A 21,140-nucleotide genomic window follows, 5' to 3' on the forward strand; every position below is an offset into this window, starting at 1 on the left:
AGCGGAGAAAAGCGTTGCGGCCCTCCGGCCGGGGTGGTTGCATGGGTGCATGGCAACCGCAGAGAACTTTGTCTTAGCGATCGGGACCAAAAAAGGCCTCTGGCTGGCCACCAGCCAGGACCGGAAGCAATGGTCCTTCTCCGGCCCGCATTTCCTGATGAGCGAAATCCCGAGCATCGGGATCGACACACGGGACGGCCGTACCCGGATCATGGTGGGCGTCAGGTCCGAGCACTGGGGCCCCACTGTGGCCCATTCCGATGACCTCGGCGCCACCTGGACCGAACCTGAACAGGGCGCCATCACGTTTCCCGAAGCCACCGGCGCGGCTGTGGAGCGCATCTGGCAGATCTACCCGGACGCAGAGTCGCGGCCAGGGGTGGTATGGGCAGGTGCCGAACCGATTTCGGTCTGGAAATCCACCGATGGCGGCGAGCATTTCGAACTCAACCGCGGGCTATGGGACCACCCTCACCGCAGCGACTGGGGTGCGGGCTACGGCGGCGCCGCCGCCCACTCCATCGTGGTGAATCCGGCCGGGGACAACGTCCACGTCGCCATGAGCACCGGCGGTGTGTACCGCTCGCTCGACGGCGGTGAGTCCTGGGAGCCCCGCAACAAGGGTATTTCGGCCTACTTCATGCCGGACCCCAATCCTGAGTTCGGCCAGTGCGTCCACAAGATCGCGGCGGATGCTGCCGTGGAAGGACGGCTATACGCGCAGAACCATCACGGCGTCTACCGCACGGATGACAACGGCGAAAACTGGAACTCCATCGCCGAGGGGCTTCCGGCCGACTTCGGTTTTGTGATGCTGACGCACCCGCGCCGGGAAGGAACCGCCTGGGTTGTGCCGCTCAAGGCCGACGGCGAGCGGATCCCGCCCGAAGGGAAGCTTGCCGTGCACCGAACGGACGATGCCGGGGCCACCTGGAAGCGCCTGGATACGGGCCTGCCCAAGGGGGAGTACAACAGCGTCCTCCGCGACGCCGCGGGCGTGGATTCATCCGAGCCGGCCGGCGTCTACTTCGGAACGCGCGGCGGCACCGTGTACGCCAGCGCGGATGAAGGGGAGACGTTTGCTGAGGTTGTCAGCCATCTCCCCGACGTCCTGTGTGTCCGCGCCGCCGTAGTCTCTACGGCTGGACTGCCGGTTCCGGAAACGGCAGCGGCCCGCGGTGCCTGACATCAGCGTGGTACTACCCAGCATCCTTCAGCCGCTGGCCGGCGGCCAGTCCATCCTGACTGCGCCCGCCGACGGGACGGTGACGGTGGGAAGCCTGCTGGATTCGGTGACCGGGGATTACCCGGTGCTGGCCAGGCGGCTGCGGGACGAAACCGGGGCGCTTCGCCGGTACGTGAATATTTACGTTGCCGGTGACGAGGTGCGCCGGCTCCAGGGCCTGGAAACCGAGGTGTCGCCCGGCCAGGAGGTACTGGTTATCCAGTCGGTGGCCGGAGGTTAGGGCCGAAGTATCTCTCGGGCGGTCCGGCGGGCAGTCCTGACTGACTGCGCCCGTCGTCGTCGTGCAAGACTCCGGAGTACAAGATTCAAGGGTGCAAGATTCCGCAAGTGGTGCTGCGCCAGCGGCCCAACACGCGGTCAGGCAATCCGCCAGACGCTGCATTCGTCCGTATTGATCGCTTTCCGCGAGCCGGTGTGATGGTCCATGATCCAGACAACGCCGATTCCCGGTGCTGTCTCCTGGACCCGGCCACGGCGGATGACCACGTCGTCGTAGCTGGGGCCTACGGAGAGGCGGGCCTCGATTTCATCGCCGCGGTGGAGCTGGTCCAGGGCGCGGACTCTTGTTACATGGGCTTTGGCTTCCTTCAACATGGGGGCCTCCTGGCTGGAGCTGGTGCCTGCGCTTGCCGGCACTTCCAGTGTGGCTGGGCAATGTTGCGCCCTGGTTTCCTCAACGTTAGGAGCCGGTTAGTTCTCCGCGATCGATACGTTTCCGCCGGGACCACGGGCTGCGGCGAACGCCACGCGTCAAAGCACGCCCGGACCTTCAGTTGGGCATCGTGCCAGTTCAGGCCTATCGCCGGCGGGCCTCCCGGGCAAGAATGGGCACTATGCAACTTCCCGTGATGCCTCCCGTCCCCCCCATGCTCGCCAAGGCCGTCAGCGGAATGCCCGACGGGGCCCTCAGCTATGAGCCCAAGTGGGACGGGTTCCGGTCCATCATTTTCCGCGACGGCGATGAGCTGGAGATCGGCAGCCGCAACGAAAAGCCCATGACCAGGTATTTTCCTGAGCTCGTGGAAGCCCTGAAGGAAAACCTGCCGCCCCGCTGTGTGCTGGACGGCGAGATTGTTCTGGTGGGGGAATCCGGTGACCGGCTGGATTTCGATGCCCTGCAGCAGCGCATCCATCCTGCCGCCAGCCGCGTCAAGCTCCTCGCCGAACAGACCCCCGCCAAGTTTGTGGCCTTTGACCTGCTGGCCCTGGGCGACGACGACTACACCGGCCGGCCCTTCGCCGAGCGGCGGGCAGCGCTGGAAAAGGCGCTCGCGGGCAGCAAGGCTCCCGTCCATCTCACGGCGGCGACCCAGGACAAGGCCACCGCCGAGCAATGGTTCCAGCAGTTCGAAGGTGCAGGCCTGGACGGAATTGTGGCCAAGCCGCTGGAGGGGAGCTACCAGCCGGACAAACGCGTGATGTTCAAGGTCAAGCACGAACGTACGGCCGATTGTGTGGTGGCCGGCTACCGCGTGCACAAGAGCGGACCGGACGTGATCGGCTCGCTGCTGCTGGGCCTGTACAAGGACGACGGCGGCCTGGCCAGCGTGGGCGTGATCGGCGCCTTCCCCATGAAGCGCCGGCAGGAGCTGTTCGAGGAACTCCAGACGCTGGTCACGGACTTCGACGGACACCCCTGGGCCTGGGCCAAGCAGGCGGACGGTGAACGGACCCCGCGCAACGCGGAAGGCAGCCGGTGGAGCGCGGGCAAAGATCTGACTTTTGTGCCGCTCCGGCCTGAACTGGTGGTGGAGGTCAGGTACGACCACATGGAAGGTGAGCGCTTCCGGCATACCGCCCAGTTCTCGCGCTGGCGGCCGGACCGGGATCCCGAATCCTGCACTTACGCCCAGCTGGAGGAACCGGTGAACTTTGACCTGGCGTCGGTGCTGGAGACCGGCCGGGCGTAGCAGCCCCGGCCACCCGCCGTCGTACTTTTTGCTGGCGGAGTAGCCCACTTTTCAACGGGGAAAGCCCGCCATTTGGGGGGATGGCGGGCTTTCCGGTCTCAAAATTGGGCTAGTGCGTTACTTCAGGCCGAGCTGCTTGGTGGGGACGTTGAAGGTCTCCTTGGCCGTCAGGGCGGAGATGGCCGAGATGCCGCAGATGACGGCGGTGAAGATGCTGATCTGGACCCAGCCGCCGGGCTTGATGCCGCCCATCGCTGCCACAATGGCCGGGGCGAACCCTGCCATCAGGAAGCCCAGCTGGGTGCCGATCGCCAGGCCGGAGAAGCGGACCTTGGTACTGAACATCTCGGCGTAGAAGGACGGCCAGACCGCGTTGGAGGCCGCGTAGCCGCAGGAGAAGAAGCCGATGGCCGCGAGGAACATCAGCGGGATGCTGCCGGATTCCAGGCTGAGCAGGAACACCGGAGTCAGGATGGCGCTGGCCACGGCACCGTAGATGAAGACCGGTTTGCGGCCGATCTTGTCGGCGAGCTTGCCGAACAGCGGCTGGGTGCCCAAAGCGACCAGGTTGGCGCCGACCACGAGCCACAGCGTGGTGGTGCCGTCAACACCGGCCACGGTCTTGGCGTAGCTGATGGCGAGCGTGCCGAACACGGTGGAGACGGCGGCGATGAAGGCACAGCAGACCACGCGGAGTACGTCGCGCCAGTGGTCCTTGAGGAGGTCGGCGACCGGAAGCTTGGAGATCTGGGCGGTCTTCTGGGCTTCCTCGAACGCCGGGGGCTCGTGCAGGGTGCGGCGGATAAAGAACGCAACGAGGACGACGACGGCGCTGAGCCAGAACGGGACGCGCCAGCCGATGCCGTACTTGATCTCGTCCGGAAGGGCCAGGACGGGGATGAAGACCAGTGCGGCGAGGATCTGGCCGCCCTGGGTGCCGGTGAGGGTCCAGGAGGTGAAGAAGGAGCGGCGGTTGTCCGGTGCGTGTTCCAGCGTCATGGAGGAGGCGCCGGCCTGCTCGCCCGCTGCGGAGAGGCCCTGGCAAAGCCGCGCCAGCACCAGCAGGGCCGGAGCCCACCAGCCCACGGTGTTGAAGTCGGGCAGGCAGCCGATCAGGAACGTTGAGGCGCCCATCAGCAGCAGTGTGAACATCAGGACCTTTCGCCGGCCCACCCGGTCACCGAAGTGGCCCAGGATAACGGCGCCCACCGGCCGTGCCACGTAGGCGAAGCCGAAGGTGGCGAAGGACATCACGGCCGCGTTGGCGCCGGCGTCCGGGAAGAACACCGTGGGGAAGATCAGGGCGGCGGCGGAACCGAAGATGAAGAAGTCGTAGTATTCGACGGCGCTGCCCAGGAAGCTGGCGAGGGCTGCCTTCTTTGGCGTCCCGGCCGGGGCAACGGTGCCCGGCCCCGCGGACGGAAGTGTCTGGCTCATGGAGTTCCTTAGGTGTGACGACGTTGTCGCGGATGGATCTGGGGGGTCGCAGCCGCAGCTGCCTGTGTGGAGGCCTGGTGCGGTGCGGCTGGAGTCCGTTGAAAGACCCGGACTAGTAGCCACATGGTGGGAGCTACTTGTGCGATACAGCAATGATGGCTGTGAGCGTAGTCACTTGTCAAGAAAATAATCACCATCTAGAAATAGTTCCCACGATGTGGCAACATCGACGTATGAGTGTGAATCAAACCACAGTGTCCGACGACCTCGCCGCTGAGCCTAGGGCGCCCAAAGCTGACCGTACGGACATGGTGGGCAAGGCCCTGGGCCTGCTGGTCCTCCTGGGCGACGAGCCGCGCGGCGCCAGCGCCGCGGAGATCTCGCGGCGCGCCGACCTCCCCTTCAGCACCACCTACCGCCTGCTGGGATCCCTGACGCGGGACGGGTTTGTGGACTATGAGCCTGACGGCCGCCGCTACCACCTGGGCCTTCGAATCTTCCAGCTCGGCCAGCGCGTCTCCAACCATCACGGATTTGCCGGCACGGCGCTGCCGGTCCTGCGCCGCGTGACCGAGCGGACGGGGGAGGCTACCATCCTCAGTGTTCGCGACGGCCACCACCACCTCACGGTCAACAAGGTGGACGGCCCGCAGACCTTCCGCGTCACCAGCGATCCCGGGCATCTGGGCGCCCTGCACGCGACGGCCGTGGGCAAGGCGCTGGTGGCTTTTGCCGAGGATTCGGAGCGTGCGGCGCTGCTTGAAGAGCTCGAGCTGGAACCCCTCACTGAACACACCATCACAGACCGTGCCGCGTTCCGTGTGGAGATCGAGAAGGTGCACCGGCAGGGATATGCCGTGATGGACGAGGAGAACGAGAACGGCATGCGCGCCGTGGCTGTGCCGCTGATTAATTCACAGGGCCACGCGTTCGCCTCCCTGGCCACCGCCGTTCCCGTGTTCCGCCTCAGCATGGAAGCCCTGCTGGCCCATGTGCCCCTGCTGCAGGAAGCCGCGGCAGAGCTGGCTGCGCGCTTGCCGCAACGCTAAAAAAGCCCTGAAAGTTCGTATGTAGAACAAGCGTGCGATAAGTGAACAAGTGTTGTACTGTAATCCCAATCACCCGGCCCGCCGCGGACGCCCCAAGCGCCGCCGCCCGCCGGGTGCCGTATCAAAGGAGCTGCCCGGATGAGCAATCGAACTGAGTCCTACCTCGTGGGACTGGTCGGCGACGGCGTCATGCCGTCCCTCACTCCCCCCATGCACGAACGCGAAGGCGATGTGCAGGGCCTGCGCTACCTCTACCGCCCCATTGACCTGCTGGAGCTCGGACTCTCCGGCGAAGCCGTGGGGGACCTGCTCAAGAGTGCCCGCAGCCTGGGCTTCAACGGCCTGAACATCACCCATCCGTGCAAGCAGCTTGTCCTGGCGCACCTGGACGAGGTCTCGCCGGATGCCCTCAGGCTCGGCGCCGTCAACACCGTGGTCATCGAGAACGGCCGGTTCATCGGCCACAACACCGACTTTTCTGGCTTCGCCGCCGCCCTCGCCTCCGGACTCCCGGGCGCGCGGCTAAACCGCGTAGTCCAGCTGGGCGCAGGAGGGGCCGGCTCCGCCGTCGCCTACGCCCTGCTCACCGCCGGCGTGAAGGCGCTGGACCTGGTGGACGTGGACCCCGCCCGTTGCGCGGCACGCGCCGCAGAGCTGGCCGGCTTCTTCCCGGGCAGCACCGTTACAGCGCGTACGACGGCGGAGCTGCCGCAGCTGATGCCCCTGGCCGACGGTCTGGTGCACTGCACGCCCGTCGGCATGGCCGCCCACCCGGGCGTCCCGCTGGACCTGGACCTGCTGGAATCCCGGCACTGGGTGGCGGACATCGTCTACCGGCCCATCGAAACGGAACTGGTCCTGGGTGCCCGCGCCAAGGGCTGCGAGGTCCTGGATGGCGGCCGCATGGCCGTGGGCCAGGCGGCTGACTCGTTCCGGATTTTCACGGGACTGGAAGCCAACGCGGACCGCATGCGCAGCCATTTCCTGGCGCTCGTGGCCAAGGAAGGGGTGGCGGCCTGATGCGCACCGGAATCGCCACGGTATGCCTCTCCGGCACCCTGAAGGAAAAGATGCAGGCCTGCGCCATCGCGGGCTTTGACGGCATTGAAATCTTCGAGCCGGATCTGGTCACGTCGCCGCTTACGCCCGAGGACGTCCGCAAGATGGCGGCCGACCTTGGCCTCACGCTGGATCTTTACCAGCCGTTCCGCGACTTCGACAGCGTGTCCGGCGACCTCCTGGCCGCCAACCTGCGGCGCGCCGAAGCCAAGTTCAAACTTATGGCGCGGCTGGGCATGGACACCATCCTGGTCTGCTCCAACGTGGCCACCGCCAGCATCGACAGCGACGACCTCCGGGTGGAACAGCTCGGCCAACTGGCCGCGCTGGCGGGGGACCACGGCGTCAGGGTTGCCTACGAGGCCCTGGCCTGGGGCAAGTACGTCAGCGACTACGAGCACGCCCACAAGCTGGTGGAAGCCGTGGACCACCCCAACCTGGGCACCTGCCTGGATTCCTTCCACATCCTGTCCCGCAACTGGGACACCGCCCCCCTCGAGGCCTTCAACCCGGACAAGATCTTCTTCGTCCAGGTGGCGGACGCCCCCAAGCTCTCCATGGATGTCCTCTCCTGGAGCCGGCACTACCGGGTCTTCCCGGGCGAGGGCCAGTTTGAGCTCGCCAAGTTCATGGGCCACGTGGTCCGGGCCGGGTACAGCGGCCCGGTGTCGCTGGAGATCTTCAACGACGTCTTCCGCCAGTCGGACGTGGAACGCACCGCCGTCGACGCCATGCGCTCGCTCATCTGGCTGGAGGAACAGAGCGCCAAATGGCTGGACGCTGCTTCCGACGCCGGGACGGGCACTGGTGCTGCTGGCACCCAGGCCCCCGGCCGCCGTCGTTATCCCATGGAACTGGCCACGCTCCCGCAGGTGGCCGAACCGGCGGGCTACAACTTCGCCGAGGTCAGGGCCGCGGACACCCAGGGGCTGGAAACGGTCCTGGGCCAGCTGGGCTTCGAGTTCAACGGCCGGCACCGCACCAAGGACGTGCAGCTCTGGAGCATGGGTCACGCCCGGGTGATCATCAACGAGGCCGCACCGGCAGACGGGGACGGCGCAGCGGGGGATGCGTCGCCCGCCATCGCCGCACTGGGGTTCGACGTCGCCTCCCCGGTGATTGCCGCCGCCCGCGCCCAGCAGCTGAAGGCCCCCGCGGTCCCGCGCAAGAGCCAGGCCAACGAGGAGGTGTTCCAGGGCTTCGCTGCCCCGGACTCCACCGAGATCTTCCTGTGCCAGGGCACTTCCGACGGCACCGCAGCGTGGACCAGTGAATTCGGAGAGGGGCTGGAAAATCCCACCGCTGGCCCCACCGCTGTGATCGACCACGTCAACCTGGCGCAGCCGTGGCAGCATTTCGACGAGGCCGTCCTCTTCTACACGAGCGCCCTGGCGTTGGAGCCCCAGCCGTTCGCTGAGGTGCCCAGCCCCACCGGCCTGGTCCGTTCGCAGGTCATGGCCACCGGGGACCGCGCCGTGCGGCTGGTGCTGAACCTGGCGCCGCTGAACCAGCAGCGCAAGACCTACCAGGAGCACATCGCCTTCGCGGTGGATGACCTGGTGGCCACCGCCAGGGACTGCAGGGCCCGCGGCCTGGAGTTCCTGCAGATCCCGGCGAACTACTACGAGGACCTGGACGCACGCTTCGGGCTGGCACCGGACTTCCTGGCCACACTGCAGGAGCTGAACCTGCTGTACGACCGGGACGCCGACGGCGAATTCCTCCACTTCTACACGGCCACCGTGGGCAGCGTGTTCTTCGAAATGGTGGAACGCCGCGGCGCCTACGACGGCTACGGCGCTCCCAATGCCCCCGTGCGGCACGCAGTCCAGTACGACCACCTGCAGCACAGGTAGACCAGCAACAACCACCTAGCAGCAACAACCAGAGAAAAGGAGGCCGCAGTGGAGACACAGCAGGATCTCAGTGCAGAGATCGACGCCCTGGGCGATGCCTACGCGCGGGCGCTCAAGGACGGCGCCCCGGCCGAAACGCAGCCCCGGCTGGACTACGCGCCCTACCGCAGCAGCATCCTGCGGCACCCCACCAAAAGCCTGCACCACGCGGACCCGGAAACCATCGAGCTCTACTCGCCGGCGTTCGGCCACCAGGACGTGCACGCGCTGGAAGCGGACCTGACCATCCAGCACAACGGCGAACCCCAGGGCGAGCGGATCATCGTGGCCGGTAAGGTCCTGGACGGCGACGGCCGCCCGGTGGCCGGGCAGCTCGTGGAGATCTGGCAGGCCAACGCGTCCGGCCGCTACATCCACAAGCGTGACCAGCACCCGGCGCCGCTGGACCCCAACTTCACCGGCGTGGGCCGCTGCATCACCGGCCCCGACGGCTCGTACCGGTTCACCACCATCAAGCCCGGCGCCTACCCGTGGAAGAACCACGTCAACGCCTGGCGGCCGGCCCACATCCACTTCTCCATGTTCGGCACGGAGTTCACCCAGCGGATCGTCACGCAGATGTACTTCCCCGGCGACCAGCTCTTCCCGCTGGACCCCATCTACCAGTCCATCGTGGACCAGGACGCCCGCGACCGGCTCGTGGCCAACTACGACCACAACCTGACCGAGCCCGAATGGGCCCTTGGCTACAACTGGGACATCGTGCTGACCGGCTCCAAGCGGACCTGGACCGAAAACGAGGCGCTCGGCGCAGCAGGAGACGAGGAATAACGTGAGCACAACCACCAAGCTTGTTCCCACCCCCGGCCAGACCGTCGGCCCGTTCTACGGCTACGCCCTGCCGTTCGGGAAGGACAACGAACTCCTGGCACCCGGCTCGCCCGGCTCCATCCGTCTCCAGGGCACAGTGTATGACGGCGCGGGGGAGACCATCCCGGACGCCATCCTGGAGATCTGGCAGCCCGACGCCGACGGCAGGATCGTGCAGCAGACCGGTTCCCTGGTCCGCGACGGCTACACCTTCACCGGCTGGGGCCGCGCTTCCGTGGGCCACTCCGGCGTGTACACCTTCACCACCGTGAACCCCGGCCCCACCGAATCCGGTGCCGCACCCTTCATCTCCGTGGCCGTGTTTGCCCGCGGCCTGATGAACCGCCTGTTCACCCGCGTATACCTGCCGGAGAACGGGGAAGCCCTCGCCAAGGACCCGCTGCTGAGCTCCCTGGACCCGGAGCGCCGCAAGACGCTCATTGCCCGCCGCGATCCCGACGGCGGACTCACCTGGGACATCCGCCTGCAGGGCGAGGGCGAAACAGTCTTCCTGGACTTCCAGTGACGGACGCCGCCGGCATGGACGGTACCGGCCACTCCGGAAGCGCGGCCGACGGTGACGTCGGCCTGCTGAGTCCTGTCTCGGCGTCGCCCCTGGTGACGGCGCTGACCGGTGACCGCGCCGTGCTGGCGGCGATCCTCGCTGTCGAGGCGGGCTGGGCCGCCGTGCTGGAGAAGGCGGGCCTGGCGCCTGCCGGTTCCGCCGCCGTCGTGGCCTCCGCCGCCGAGGCGGGACGCTTCGACGCAGCAGACATCGCGCTCCGGGCCCAGGGCGGCGGCAACCCCGTCATCCCGCTGCTGGCAGACCTGCGCAAGCATGTCACCGCGCTCGATGCCGGCCGTGTGGGTGCCTTGAAGGCGGTCCACACCACGCTGACCAGCCAGGACGTGCTGGACACGGCCCTGATGCTGCTCGCGCGCAACACAGTTGAGGCGGTGCTGGCGGACCTGAAATGCACGACGGCGGCGCTCGCCATCTTGTCGGACCAGCATGCGGACACGCTGGGCGTGGGCAGGAGCCTGACCCAGCATTCTCTACCCTTTACGTTTGGGCTGCGGGCAGCGCAGTGGTTCCAGGGGCTCGCCGCCGCCGGCCGTCAGCTGGGCACCGTGCAGTTCCCGGTGCAGTTCGGCGGGGCGGCCGGTACGTTGGCCGCCGGAACCGTGCTGACCGCAGGCTCCTCCATCAACCCCTTTGGCCTGGCCGACTCGCTGGCCCGGCAACTGGGCCTGGCCGGAGCCCCGGCACCATGGCACACGAACCGGTTGGCCGTCACGGCGCTCGGCAATTCGCTGGCCTCGGTGCTGGACGCAGCCGGCAAAATCGCCACGGACGTCCTGTTCCTGAGCCGGCCCGAGGTGGCCGAACTCGCCGAACCGCGCGCCGCCGGCCGCGGCGTCTCCTCGGCCATGCCGCAGAAGCAGAACCCGGTGTTGTCGGTCCTCATCCGCGGCGCCGCCCTCCAGGCGCCCCAGCTGGTGGCCCAGCTGCACCTGGCCGCAGCCAATTTCAACGACGAACGCCCCGACGCCGCCTGGCACACGGAATGGCCGGCCCTGCGCCAGCTTCTCCGCCTGGCACTCGGCGCTGCCGGACACCTCCGGGAACTTGTCGAGGGCCTGCACGTTTACCCCGGCGCCATGCGCCGCAATCTGGACCTTGCCGGTCCGCTGCTCCTGGCCGAAGGCGTGGGCGCCGCAGTGGCCCCGCTGCTGACCGAACAGGATGGCCGCAGCGGCAAAGAGCAGCTGCGGTCCGTGGTGGACCGGACGCTCCAGACGCCCACCGCCGAACAAGGCGCCACCTACCGGCGGCTGCTCCGCGAGGCCGTTCCGGCGGGCGTGCTCACCGATCTGCGGCTCGCCGAACTCCTGGAACCGGCCAGCTACCTGGGCCAGGCAGCCGAAATCTCGCGCCGCATCCTGGCCGCCTACTCCGACTTTTCAACACCTACCCAGAACGGAGCCAACCGTGGCTAAACCGACCCTGAAGGCAGTGCTGCTTTCACCCGAACGGGCTTTCGGCGATCGTCCCCTGCTGGTGGTTGGACCCTCCCTGGGTACGTCCTCCGTCCTGTGGTCCGACACGGCCACCCTGCTCGGCAACGATTACGATGTGGTGGCCTGGGACCTGCCCGGCCACGGCGTCTCACCCGCCGCCACGGAGACGTTCGACGTCGCCGCCCTGGCGGATTCAGTGGTGGAGCTGGTGGACTCGATCGCGCCGGGCGAAGCCTTCCACTACGCCGGGGTTTCGCTCGGCGGCGCCACCGGCCTCCAGCTGGGCATCAAGCACGGCGATCGCCTCAAGAGCCTGTCCATCCAGTGCACCGGCGCCAAGATCGGCACCCCCGAAGCCTGGTTGGAACGCGCCGAAACCGTGCGCACCCAGGGCACTCCCGTGATGATCCAGGGTTCCGCACAGCGCTGGTTCGCGCCGGGCTTTATGGACCGTGAGCCCGAGCGGAGCAGCCGGCTCCTGCACGCCCTTCGCGACACCGACCGCTTCAGCTACGCCTTCTGCTGCGAAGCCCTGGCAGGCTTCGACGTCCGTGCCGAACTCGGCAGCATCAGCGTCCCCACCCAGGCGGTGGCCGGCGCGGCGGACACTGTTGCGCCGCCGTCGATGGCCCAGGAAACCGTTGACGGGATTACCGCCGGCGGCGGCACGGCGAATGCTGTGACGCTCGAGGGAGTGGCGCACCTGGCCCCCGCCGAGGCCCCCGCCCACGTCGCCGAACTGCTGCGGACCCTCATCACCTGGAGCGAATCGCGCAGGGCAGCCAAGTGAGCGGCGCTGCCCTGAACGGGGCTGAACGGAACGGCGTCGTCCAGCCCGATGCCACCAGCCAGGAGATTTACGACGGCGGCATGGCGGTCCGGCGCGAGGTGCTGGGCGCCGCGCATGTGGACCGGGCCAACGCCACCAAGGACGGGTTCACCGAGGATTTCCAGGACATGATCACGCGGATCGCGTGGGGTGGCATCTGGACCCGGCCGGGTATCTCACGGCAGATGCGCTCGGCGGTGACCATCACCGCGATGGTGGCGCACGGGCACTGGGAGGAGCTGGCCATGCACATCCGCGCGGCCCTCACCAACGGCCTGAGCAGGGATGAGATCAAGGAAATCCTGCTCCAGACCGCCATCTACTGCGGGGTTCCGTCCGCCAACACGGCTTTCAAGACCGCCCAGCAGGTTTTTAAGGAAATGGACAACAACTCATGAATCAGGCTTTTGTGTACGACGCCGTTCGCACGCCTTTTGGCAAGTTCGGCTCAGGCCTTGCCGGTGTCCGCCCGGATGACCTTGCCGCGCACGTGATCAAGGAATCCGTGAAGCGTGCCCCTGGTCTGGACCCCGAGCGGATCGATGAGGTGGTGTTCGGCAACGCCAACGGCGCCGGCGAGGAGAACCGGAACATCGCCCGGATGGGCACCCTACTCGCCGGCCTGCCGGTCTCGATCCCCGGCACCACTGTGAACCGGCTCTGCGGCTCTTCGCTCGATGCTGCCATCATCGCCTCGCGCCAGATCAACGCCGGCGACGCCGACCTCATGCTGGTGGGCGGGGCCGAGTCGATGTCCCGCGCCCCCTGGGTCCTGCCCAAGACGGAGAAGCCCTACCCGGCCGGGGACATGACCCTGGCCTCCACCACGCTGGGCTGGCGCCTGGTGAACACGGCCATGCCGAAGGAGTGGACCATTTCCCTGGGTGAGGCCACCGAGCGGCTCCGCGAGAAGTACGGCGTGACCCGCGAGCAGCAGGACGAGTTCGCCGCGAACTCGCACAATCTCTCCGCCGCTGCCTGGGACGAGGGCTTCTACGACAACCTGGTGGCCCCGGTGCCGGGCACCGACCTGGTCCGCGACGAAGGCATCCGCGCCGGTTCCTCGGCCGAGAAACTCGCCGGGCTGAAGACCGTGTTCCGGGCCGAGAACGGCACCGTCACCGCCGGGAACGCGTCCCCGCTGTCCGACGGCGCCTCCGCGGCCTGGATCGGCTCCGAAGCTGCCGCCGGGCTGCTCGGGCTGGACCCGCTGGCCCGCATCGCCGGCCGCGGCGCGCACGGCAACGACCCGCAGTTCTTCGGCTACGCCCCGGTGGAAGCGGCGAACAAGGCCATCGCGAAGGCGGGCATCGGCTGGGACCAGGTGGGCGCCGTCGAACTTAACGAAGCGTTTGCCGCGCAGTCCCTGGCGTGCATCAACGCCTGGGGCATCGATCCTTCGATCGTGAACCGCCACGGCGGCGCGCTCGCCATGGGACACCCCCTGGGCGCGTCCGGCACCCGGATCCTGGGCACCCTTGCCCGGTCCCTGCAGGCCTCCGGTGAGCGCTGGGGCGTCGCCGCGATCTGCATCGGCGTCGGCCAGGGCCTCGCCGTTGTGCTCGAAAACGTAACTGCAGGAAAGGCATAAGCGATGCTGACATTTGTTGATTCCGTAAACGAGGCCGTGTCCGGCATCAGGGACGGCTCCACCGTGATGATCGGCGGGTTCGGCAACGCCGGCCAGCCGTTCGAACTCATCGACGCGCTGATGGACTGCGGCGCCAGGGACCTGACCGTGGTGAACAACAACGCCGGACAGGGCGACCAGGGCCTCGCGCTGCTGATCAAGGAAGGCCGGGTGAAGAAGATGATCTGCTCCTTCCCGCGGCAGTCCGATTCCTGGCACTTCGACGCCAAATACCACGCCGGCGAGATCGAGCTGGAGCTCGTGCCGCAGGGCAACCTGGCCGAGCGGATCCGCGCCGCCGGTGCCGGCATCGGCGGGTTCTTCACGCCCACCGGCTACGGCACCATGCTGGCCGAGGGCAAGGAAACCCGCATCATCGACGGCCGCGGCCAGGTGTTTGAAACCCCCATCCACGCCGACGTGGCGCTGATCAAGGCCCTGAAGGCCGACGGCGTGGGGAACCTTGTGTACCGCAAGACCGCGCGGAACTTCGGCCCCATCATGGCTGCTGCCGCGAAGCACACGGTGGTCCAGGTGTCCGAGATCGTGCCCACCGGCGGGCTTGACCCCGAAAACGTCGTGACCCCCGGCATCTACGTCAACAGCATCGTGAAGGTGGCCTGAACATGAGCGCACAGACCAACAGCCAGGCCAGTATTCAGACGTCCGACATGCCCCTGGGCCGCGACCAGCTCGCCGAACTCGTGGCCCGCGACATCGCGCCCGGCTCGTTCGTGAACCTCGGCATCGGCCAGCCCACATTGGTCTCCAACTACCTCAAGCCGGAGCAGAACATCACGCTCCACACGGAGAACGGCATGCTGGGCATGGGTCCGGCGGCTGAAGGGGACGACATCGACGGCGACCTCATCAACGCCGGCAAGATCCCGGTCACGGAGCTGCCGGGGGCGTCCTACTTCCACCACGCGGACTCGTTCGCGATCATGCGCGGCGGCCACCTCGACATCTGCGTGCTCGGCGCGTTCCAGGTCTCGGCAACCGGTGACCTCGCCAACTGGCACACCGGCGCCCCTGACGCCATCCCCGCTGTGGGCGGCGCGATGGACCTCGCCACCGGCGCCAAGGACGTGTTTGTGATGATGACGCTCCTGACCCGCGAGGGCGCGTCGAAGATCGTGGAGGCGTGCACGTATCCGCTCACCGGCGTCGGCTGCGTGACGCGCGTGTACACGGACAAGGCCGTCTTCCTCACCGGGCCCGACGGCGTCACTGTCCGTGAGACGTTCGGCTGCACCTTCGAGGAACTCCAGGACCTGGTGCCCGTCCCGCTCAAGTCAGCCGCCGCCGTCGTGGGTTGAGCCTGTCAGTAACCTAACCCCCGGCGCGAACGGACACTTAAGTCCCCGAGGACCGGCGTTTCCAGGGCCGCAACTGTCCTTTCGCGCCGAATAGGATTGGTAACCATGACCAACGCACCTGCAGACTCACGGGCCGCCCCGCAGGCGAGTGACCACTACGTGCAGTCGCTGGCGCGCGGGCTGGCCGTGATCCGCGCCTTCGATACCGACCACCCGGTCATGACCCTCACCGAGGTGGCGGCCCGGACGGACCTGACAAGAGCCACAGCCCGGCGCTTCCTGCACACCCTCGTGGAGCTGGACTATGTACGGACCGACGGCAAGACGTTTGCGCTGACGGCCAAGGTCCTGCAGCTCGGCTACGCCTACCTCAGCGGTCTGTCCCTGCCGCAGCTGGCCCAGCCCCACCTGGAGGAACTGTCCCTCAAGCTGGGCGAGTCCACGTCGGCGGCGGTGCTGGACGGTACGGACATCGCCTACATCGCAAGGGTGACCACGCGCCGCATCATGAACGTCGGCATCACTGTGGGCACGCGCTTCCCGGCCTACGCCACGTCCATGGGCAGGGTGCTGCTCGCGGCCCTGCCGCCCGCCGGGCTCAAGGATTACCTGGCGGCGGCGGACATCAAACCGCTGACGCCGCGCGGGCTGGGCACTGTTCCCGAGCTGCTGGCGGTGCTGGACACCGTCCGCGCCCAGGGCTGGTGCCTGCTGGACCAGGAGCTTGAGATCGGGCTGATGTCCGTTGCCGCTCCCGTGTACGACGGGCCAACCAAAGTGGTGGCCGCGGTGAACGTGTCCCTCCAGGCCCAATCGGTGGCGGCCCAGCCGGACCCGGAAGCGTATCTGGCCGCCGTGGCCCGCGAAATCGTGGCTACCGCGAAGCTCGTCTCGGCGGACCTGACCGCACGGCGCTAAACGCCCGGTGCTGGCCGCGGCAGGCAGCCGCGCGAACAGGCAGCAAATGCCCCCAAAACGCGAATCTGAGGGAATTAGCTGCCAGTTCGCGCAAGGGGTCATAGACTCGAGCCAACTACGTCCGTAAGGGAGTTGGCGGTTTGAAACTGGGCATACCGCGGGAACGTCATGAGGGTGAGCGGCGTGTGGCCGCCACGCCGGAAACGGTCAAGCAGCTGGCGGGGCTTGGCCTGGACGTCCTGATCGAGGCAGGTGCAGGGGCCGCCGCCGGCCACTCAGACCACGATTACGCCGACGCCGGCGCCCGCATCGTCCAGGACCTGGATCCCGGCGAACTGAACGTCCTGGTCCACGTCCGCCCGCTGGAACCCCCGACGGCGGCAGCCCTGAAGAGGGGCGCCGTCACCGTTGGCCTGGCCTCGCCGTCGTCCGAACTCGCCACCGTGCAGGCGCTCGTGGAGGCCGGCGTCACCGCCTTCGCCCTGGAACTGGTGCCGCGCATCTCGCGCGCCCAGTCCATGGATGCGCTCAGCTCCCAGGCCCTGGTGGCCGGCTACCGCTGCGTGCTCGAAGCCGCCATCCGGCTGCCGCGCTTTTTCCCGCTGTACATGACCGCCGCCGGCACCGTCCCGCCTGCCCGCGTGCTGGTGCTCGGCGCCGGGGTTGCCGGCCTGCAGGCCATCGGCACGGCGAAACGGCTCGGCGCCCGCGTCTCTGCCAACGACATCCGGCCCGCCTCCGCTGACGAGGTCGCGTCGATGGGCGGCACGTTCATCAAACTGGATCTGGAAACGGCGGAGGCTTCCGGCGGCTACGCCCGTGAACTCAGCGCCGACCGCGGCGCGCTCCAGCGTGAACTCCTCGCCCCGCACGTCGCCGTGGCGGATGTGCTGATTACGACGGCGGCCGTCCCGGGCAGGCGCGCACCGCTCCTCGTGAGCCGCCAAATGGTGCAGGGCATGCGCCCCGGCTCCGTCGTCGTCGACCTCGCTGCGGAGTCCGGCGGTAACGTCGAGGGCGCTGTTCCCGGCGAGGACATCCTGGTTCCGACCGCCGACGGGCAGGGCCACGTCACGCTGGTGGGGCTGAAGGACGCACCGTCCGCGATGGCGCAGGACGCGTCCCGCCTGTATGCCAAGAACGTGGCCAACCTGCTCGCCCTGATGGTCCGGGACGGCACCGTTGCCCCCGATTTCGACGACGACGTGATCGCCTGCGCGTGCCTCACGCACGACGGCGCGGTGCGGCACCTGCCCACGGCCGAGGCCCTGGCGGCACTTGTCCCCGCCCTGCCCAACCATCCGCCCCGGGTCCAGGACGATCAGGTCCGGAACGACGGGATCCGGATCGAGGGGCTCCAGCACGACAGGGTCCAGAACGAGGGGGGAATCTGATGGACGGCATGAGCCTGCTGACGGTCACCGTGCTGGCGGTGTTTGTGGGCTTCGAAGTGGTTTCCAAGGTCTCCAGCACCCTGCACACGCCGCTGATGTCCGGCGCCAACGCCATCCACGGCATCATCCTGGTGGGCGCCATCATCGTGGCCGGCCAGGCCGCGGACCCGGGGATCCTGGCCGTGGCGCTGCTCGCCGTGGTGCTGGCCACCGCCAACCTGGTGGGCGGCTTTGTGGTGACGGACCGGATGCTGCATATGTTCCGTGCCCGGAAAGACGTGGTCCGCCAGGGAGCCTCGGCTAAGGACGCCACCGGCAGGGAGGACGCAAAGTGACCCTCCTCGACCCGGTCTGGACCTCGCTCCTTTACCTCGCCGCCGCGGTGTTCTTCATTCTTGCCCTTCGCGGCCTCAGCTCGCCCCGGACTGCCCGCCGCGGCAACCTGATCGGTGCCTTCGGTGCGCTCCTCGCCGTCGTCACGGTCTTCCTATCCGCCCGGCTGGACAACATCCCCTGGATCATCGGTGCCATCGCGGTGGGGTCCGCCGTGGCCGCACCGGTGGCCCGGCGCGTGCAGATGACCCAGATGCCGCAGCTCGTGGCACTGTTCAACGGCGTGGGCGGCGGCGCCGCAGCCCTGGTGGCGCTGCTGGAACTCAGCCACACCGCCGACCCCTGGGTCCGCGTCGCCATCGTGTTCACCCTCCTGGTGGGGGCCGTGTCCTTCGCGGGCTCCGGGGTCACCTTCGCCAAACTCCAGGAGCTTATGACCACCCGGCCCATCGTTTTTCCGGGCCTTCCCGTGGTGATGGCCGCGGTGCTGCTGGCCGCGGTGGGCACCGCCATCGCCGTCGTCCTGACCGGTTCCCTGGCGCTCGCGGTGCTGCTGATGGTGCTGGGTTTAGCCGCCGGCGTCCTGCTGGTGCTGCCGGTGGGCGGCGCGGACGTGCCCATCGTCATCTCGCTCCTGAACGCGTTCACAGGCCTGGCCGTGGCGGCGTCGGGCGTGGTGCTGGGCAACGTGCTGCTGGTGGTGGCCGGCACGCTGGTGGGCGCCTCCGGTACCATCCTCACACGGGCCATGGCCGCCGCGATGGGCCGCAGCGTGGCCGGCATCCTGTTCGGCGCCTTCAAGGGAGGTTCGACGGCGGGATCCACCGCCGTGAGCGAACGTCCCGTCAGGTCCTCCAGCGCGGAGGACGTGGCCGTGCTCCTGGGCTATGCGCAGCGGGTGATCATCGTGCCCGGCTACGGCCTGGCTGTGGCGCAGGGCCAGCACACCGCGGCCGAGCTGGCCCTGGCCCTCGAAGCCCGCGGCATCGAGGTGGACTTCGCCATCCATCCCGTGGCGGGCCGCATGCCCGGGCACATGAACGTGCTCCTGGCCGAAGCCAATGTGCCGTACGAATCGCTTAAGGAGATGGGCGAGATCAACTCCGAGTTCCGGATGGCCGACGTCGCTTTGGTGGTGGGCGCCAACGACGTCGTGAACCCGGCCGCGAAGACGTCCTCCGGCTCGCCGATCTACGGCATGCCCATCCTGGAAGTGGCCGACGCCCGCCAGGTGATCTTCCTGAAGCGCTCCATGCGGCCAGGATTCGCAGGCATCGAGAACGAGCTCCTGTACGAGCCGCAGACCTCGCTGCTCTTTGGCGACGCCAAGGATTCCCTGGCCAAGGTGCTGGGCGCGGTGAAGGCGCTCTAGCGAAGTACGCTGTCCCCAAGGCCCAATTCCCATGTCAGCGAAGGAAACCATGACAGCCAACAGCCCCACTGCCCTCAAGCGCCCGGCCATCATCATCAATCCTGCCAAGCCGGTGGACATCGACGTGCGTGCCCTGGCGGCCAAGCACTGCTCGGAGAACGGCTGGGGAGATCCCATCTGGCTGGAGACCACCAAGGAGGACCCCGGCGTCGGCCAGGCGAAGGAGGCACTCAAGCAAGGGGCCGACGTTGTTATTGCCGCCGGCGGCGACGGCACCGTGCGGTGTGTGGCCGAGGTCCTTTCCGGCGGGGACGTGCCCATGGGGTTGCTTCCGTTCGGCACGGGAAACCTCCTGGCCCGGAATCTGGGCATGGACGTCACGGACTTTGACGGCGCCATGGCCGGGGCCCTGGCGGGCACGGAGCGGAAGATCGACGTGGTCCGGGCCGCCCGCAATGATCCGGACAAGGAGCAGGTCTTCCTGGTCATGGCCGGAGTGGGCTACGACGCCACCATCATGGCCGACACCAACGAGGACCTCAAGGACAAGGTGGGCTGGCTGGCCTACGTGGACGCCGGCATCCGGAACCTGCCCGGCAAACCGGTGAAGGCAACCATCGTCCTCGACGGCAAAACAGTAGTGCACCGCGGGGTCCGCAGCGTGATGGTGGGCAACTGCGGCAAGGTCCAGGGCGGACTGGAGATCTTCCCGGACGCCAAGATGGATGACGGCCTGCTGGACGTGGCCGTGCTGGCACCGAGGGGGAAATTCGGGTGGTTCTCCGTGGTAGCCGGCATGATCGGCAAGGGGAAGGGCAAGGACACATCCGTGGAGTACTACCAGGGCAAGTCCGTGGAGATCACCCTCGAACACAACGACGACTACCAGCTCGACGGCGACCACGAGGGCGACGGCAAGCACGTCCTGATGACCATTGAGCCCGGCGCGCTGACCATCCGGATGTAACCCAACTGACTCGCATTTAACGTCGTCAAACGCGGGAATGACGACGTTAAATGCCAGTCACTTGGGACGCAGGGCGGTGGTGGGACAGGATTTCGGCGAGCTCGGCCAGCCGGTGCGCGCGGGCTGACTCGGCGGGTGTGAACGGTTCGCCGGGACGGGCGAAGGTGATGGGGCCGTCCCAGGCGGTGGGGATCTTCAGTCGGGTGCCGGCGTCGTCCGCTTCCAGGGTGGCTTCTGCGGGGGTGAGAATGCGGGCGCCAAGCAGTTCGGCTACTGCCAACGGCAGTTCGTCCGGGGCGTCGGCGATCCGCGCCGCCAGGCTCAGCGCCTTCGTCTGGCCGTCCGCCATGGCCAGCGCGGTGGTGGGCCAGACCCGCGAACTTGAGCCGCCGCCGTCGTGCAGTGCCTCCAGCAGGTGCCGTTCACTGAGGTTCCCCGGCGCCGAGAGCACAAACTCGTCCAGCACACCGCCGGCAACGGGGTGGACGTGGATGCTGAGGATGTTGGTGTCCAGTCGGGCCAGCGCCCGGGTGATTTTCTGCAGCGAACCCGGGTGGTCCTGGAGCACCGTGCGCGCCCGCCACAACGCCGGTGCGCTGCCCAGCTTCCTGTGGTGCCGGAGCGCCGGCGCGTGCAGCCAGCCGCGGAGCATCCGGGCGGCGGAGGGCTCCGCCACCCAGATCACCAGCACGGTGGCCGTGAGCGTGAGGACCAGCACCTTGGCAAGATACGGCAGGTGCGTTCCCACCACGAGGGCGTGGACCAGCAGTTCGATCGGGAGCATAACGGCCACGTTGGCCAAGGTCAGGCGGGTCTTGGTGGGTTCCGGCATCAGGCCGCAGACTTCACAGCTCAAATCAGCCGCGGCAGGGTTCGTTGCAGTGGGCTTCATGCCTCAAGGATCACAGCGGGGTGTTTCGGCGGCGTTG

The 21,140-nt window shown here is 67.8% G+C and carries 22 protein-coding genes; 19 read left to right on the forward strand and 3 right to left on the reverse strand.

All coding sequences use genetic code 11. The features are described 5' to 3' along the window. Positions 1 to 49: 49 nt before the first annotated feature. Both ACX80V_RS04970 and ACX80V_RS04975 read left to right on the forward strand, forming a co-directional pair. Positions 50 to 1,186: a WD40/YVTN/BNR-like repeat-containing protein gene (locus ACX80V_RS04970; protein ID WP_485842214.1), complete on the forward strand. Its 1,137-nt coding sequence runs from the start codon at positions 50 to 52 to the stop codon at positions 1,184 to 1,186. Next, positions 1,179 to 1,466, forward strand: coding sequence for a MoaD/ThiS family protein (locus ACX80V_RS04975; RefSeq protein WP_058930693.1), 288 nt, complete (start codon positions 1,179 to 1,181; stop codon positions 1,464 to 1,466). The genes ACX80V_RS04970 and ACX80V_RS04975 overlap by 8 nt, the downstream gene beginning before the upstream one ends. Positions 1,467 to 1,603: 137 nt before the next feature. Here the strand turns inward: ACX80V_RS04975 and ACX80V_RS04980 are convergent, their stop codons facing one another. Beyond that, positions 1,604 to 1,840 carry a hypothetical protein gene (locus ACX80V_RS04980; RefSeq protein ID WP_056341782.1) on the reverse strand — a complete coding sequence of 79 codons (237 nt, stop codon included), beginning with the start codon at positions 1,838 to 1,840 and terminating at the stop codon, positions 1,604 to 1,606. 239 nt (positions 1,841 to 2,079) lie between these two features. Between ACX80V_RS04980 and ACX80V_RS04985 the strand changes: the two genes are divergently transcribed. Beyond that, the gene (locus ACX80V_RS04985) at positions 2,080 to 3,156 is read left to right on the forward strand and encodes an ATP-dependent DNA ligase (protein WP_485842215.1); all 1,077 of its coding nucleotides are present in this window, start codon (positions 2,080 to 2,082) and stop codon (positions 3,154 to 3,156) included. 117 nt (positions 3,157 to 3,273) lie between these two features. Here ACX80V_RS04985 and ACX80V_RS04990 read toward each other — a convergent pair whose 3' ends face one another. Beyond that, positions 3,274 to 4,593, reverse strand: a complete 1,320-nt coding sequence (locus ACX80V_RS04990) for an MFS transporter (RefSeq protein WP_485842216.1) — start codon at positions 4,591 to 4,593, stop codon at positions 3,274 to 3,276. 233 nt (positions 4,594 to 4,826) lie between these two features. Here ACX80V_RS04990 and ACX80V_RS04995 point away from each other — a divergent pair, with 233 nt between their 5' ends. The 16 genes from ACX80V_RS04995 to ACX80V_RS05070 all read left to right on the forward strand — a co-directional run bounded on the left by ACX80V_RS04995 (position 4,827) and on the right by ACX80V_RS05070 (position 20,211). Next, positions 4,827 to 5,642 carry an IclR family transcriptional regulator gene (locus ACX80V_RS04995; RefSeq protein ID WP_485842217.1) on the forward strand — a complete coding sequence of 272 codons (816 nt, stop codon included), beginning with the start codon at positions 4,827 to 4,829 and terminating at the stop codon, positions 5,640 to 5,642. A 138-nt stretch (positions 5,643 to 5,780) separates the two neighbouring features. Further along, positions 5,781 to 6,662 carry a shikimate dehydrogenase gene (locus ACX80V_RS05000; RefSeq protein ID WP_485842218.1) on the forward strand — a complete coding sequence of 294 codons (882 nt, stop codon included), beginning with the start codon at positions 5,781 to 5,783 and terminating at the stop codon, positions 6,660 to 6,662. After that, positions 6,662 to 8,557 (forward strand): bifunctional sugar phosphate isomerase/epimerase/4-hydroxyphenylpyruvate dioxygenase family protein, encoded by a 1,896-nt coding sequence (locus ACX80V_RS05005; protein WP_485842219.1) that lies wholly within the window; start codon positions 6,662 to 6,664, stop codon positions 8,555 to 8,557. Before ACX80V_RS05000 ends, ACX80V_RS05005 begins: the two co-directional genes overlap by 1 nt. A gap of 48 nt (positions 8,558 to 8,605) precedes the next feature. Next, positions 8,606 to 9,388, forward strand: a complete 783-nt coding sequence (gene pcaH, locus ACX80V_RS05010; protein WP_058930701.1) for a protocatechuate 3,4-dioxygenase subunit beta — start codon at positions 8,606 to 8,608, stop codon at positions 9,386 to 9,388. Between the two features lies 1 nt (position 9,389). Beyond that, entirely contained in the window at positions 9,390 to 9,953 is a 564-nt protein-coding gene (gene pcaG, locus ACX80V_RS05015; RefSeq protein ID WP_485842220.1) for a protocatechuate 3,4-dioxygenase subunit alpha, read from the forward strand. Between the two features lie 14 nt (positions 9,954 to 9,967). Beyond that, positions 9,968 to 11,428, forward strand: a complete 1,461-nt coding sequence (locus ACX80V_RS05020) for a lyase family protein (RefSeq protein WP_485842325.1) — start codon at positions 9,968 to 9,970, stop codon at positions 11,426 to 11,428. After that, complete coding sequence (locus ACX80V_RS05025; protein ID WP_485842221.1) at positions 11,421 to 12,239, forward strand: alpha/beta fold hydrolase; 819 nt, start codon at positions 11,421 to 11,423, stop codon at positions 12,237 to 12,239. Before ACX80V_RS05020 ends, ACX80V_RS05025 begins: the two co-directional genes overlap by 8 nt. 11 nt (positions 12,240 to 12,250) lie before the next feature. Beyond that, positions 12,251 to 12,676 carry a 4-carboxymuconolactone decarboxylase gene (gene pcaC / locus ACX80V_RS05030; protein WP_485842326.1) on the forward strand — a complete coding sequence of 142 codons (426 nt, stop codon included), beginning with the start codon at positions 12,251 to 12,253 and terminating at the stop codon, positions 12,674 to 12,676. Then, a complete protein-coding gene (locus ACX80V_RS05035; RefSeq protein ID WP_485842222.1) occupies positions 12,673 to 13,869 on the forward strand; it encodes a thiolase family protein in 1,197 nt (398 codons plus the stop codon). The genes pcaC and ACX80V_RS05035 overlap by 4 nt, the downstream gene beginning before the upstream one ends. A 3-nt stretch (positions 13,870 to 13,872) precedes the next feature. After that, the gene (locus tag ACX80V_RS05040) at positions 13,873 to 14,532 is read left to right on the forward strand and encodes a 3-oxoacid CoA-transferase subunit A (RefSeq protein WP_485842223.1); all 660 of its coding nucleotides are present in this window, start codon (positions 13,873 to 13,875) and stop codon (positions 14,530 to 14,532) included. A 2-nt stretch (positions 14,533 to 14,534) separates the two neighbouring features. Continuing rightward, the gene (locus ACX80V_RS05045; protein WP_485842224.1) at positions 14,535 to 15,227 is read left to right on the forward strand and encodes a 3-oxoacid CoA-transferase subunit B; all 693 of its coding nucleotides are present in this window, start codon (positions 14,535 to 14,537) and stop codon (positions 15,225 to 15,227) included. Positions 15,228 to 15,332: 105 nt separating this feature from the next. After that, on the forward strand, positions 15,333 to 16,145 hold the full coding sequence (locus ACX80V_RS05050; RefSeq protein ID WP_485842225.1) for an IclR family transcriptional regulator domain-containing protein: 813 nt from the start codon (positions 15,333 to 15,335) through the stop codon (positions 16,143 to 16,145). Between the two features lie 140 nt (positions 16,146 to 16,285). Beyond that, positions 16,286 to 17,539 carry a Re/Si-specific NAD(P)(+) transhydrogenase subunit alpha gene (locus ACX80V_RS05055; RefSeq protein ID WP_485842226.1) on the forward strand — a complete coding sequence of 418 codons (1,254 nt, stop codon included), beginning with the start codon at positions 16,286 to 16,288 and terminating at the stop codon, positions 17,537 to 17,539. Beyond that, entirely contained in the window at positions 17,539 to 17,874 is a 336-nt protein-coding gene (locus ACX80V_RS05060; protein WP_485842227.1) for an NAD(P) transhydrogenase subunit alpha part 2, read from the forward strand. The genes ACX80V_RS05055 and ACX80V_RS05060 overlap by 1 nt, the downstream gene beginning before the upstream one ends. Beyond that, the gene (locus tag ACX80V_RS05065) at positions 17,871 to 19,244 is read left to right on the forward strand and encodes an NAD(P)(+) transhydrogenase (Re/Si-specific) subunit beta (RefSeq protein ID WP_485842228.1); all 1,374 of its coding nucleotides are present in this window, start codon (positions 17,871 to 17,873) and stop codon (positions 19,242 to 19,244) included. Before ACX80V_RS05060 ends, ACX80V_RS05065 begins: the two co-directional genes overlap by 4 nt. Positions 19,245 to 19,293: 49 nt before the next feature. Continuing rightward, the gene (locus tag ACX80V_RS05070) at positions 19,294 to 20,211 is read left to right on the forward strand and encodes a diacylglycerol/lipid kinase family protein (protein ID WP_485842229.1); all 918 of its coding nucleotides are present in this window, start codon (positions 19,294 to 19,296) and stop codon (positions 20,209 to 20,211) included. 46 nt (positions 20,212 to 20,257) lie between these two features. Here the strand turns inward: ACX80V_RS05070 and ACX80V_RS05075 are convergent, their stop codons facing one another. Next, positions 20,258 to 21,103 (reverse strand): ACT domain-containing protein, encoded by an 846-nt coding sequence (locus ACX80V_RS05075; protein ID WP_485842230.1) that lies wholly within the window; start codon positions 21,101 to 21,103, stop codon positions 20,258 to 20,260. Positions 21,104 to 21,140 lie beyond the last annotated feature (37 nt).

This window comes from Pseudarthrobacter arbutini (assembly GCF_054510915.1).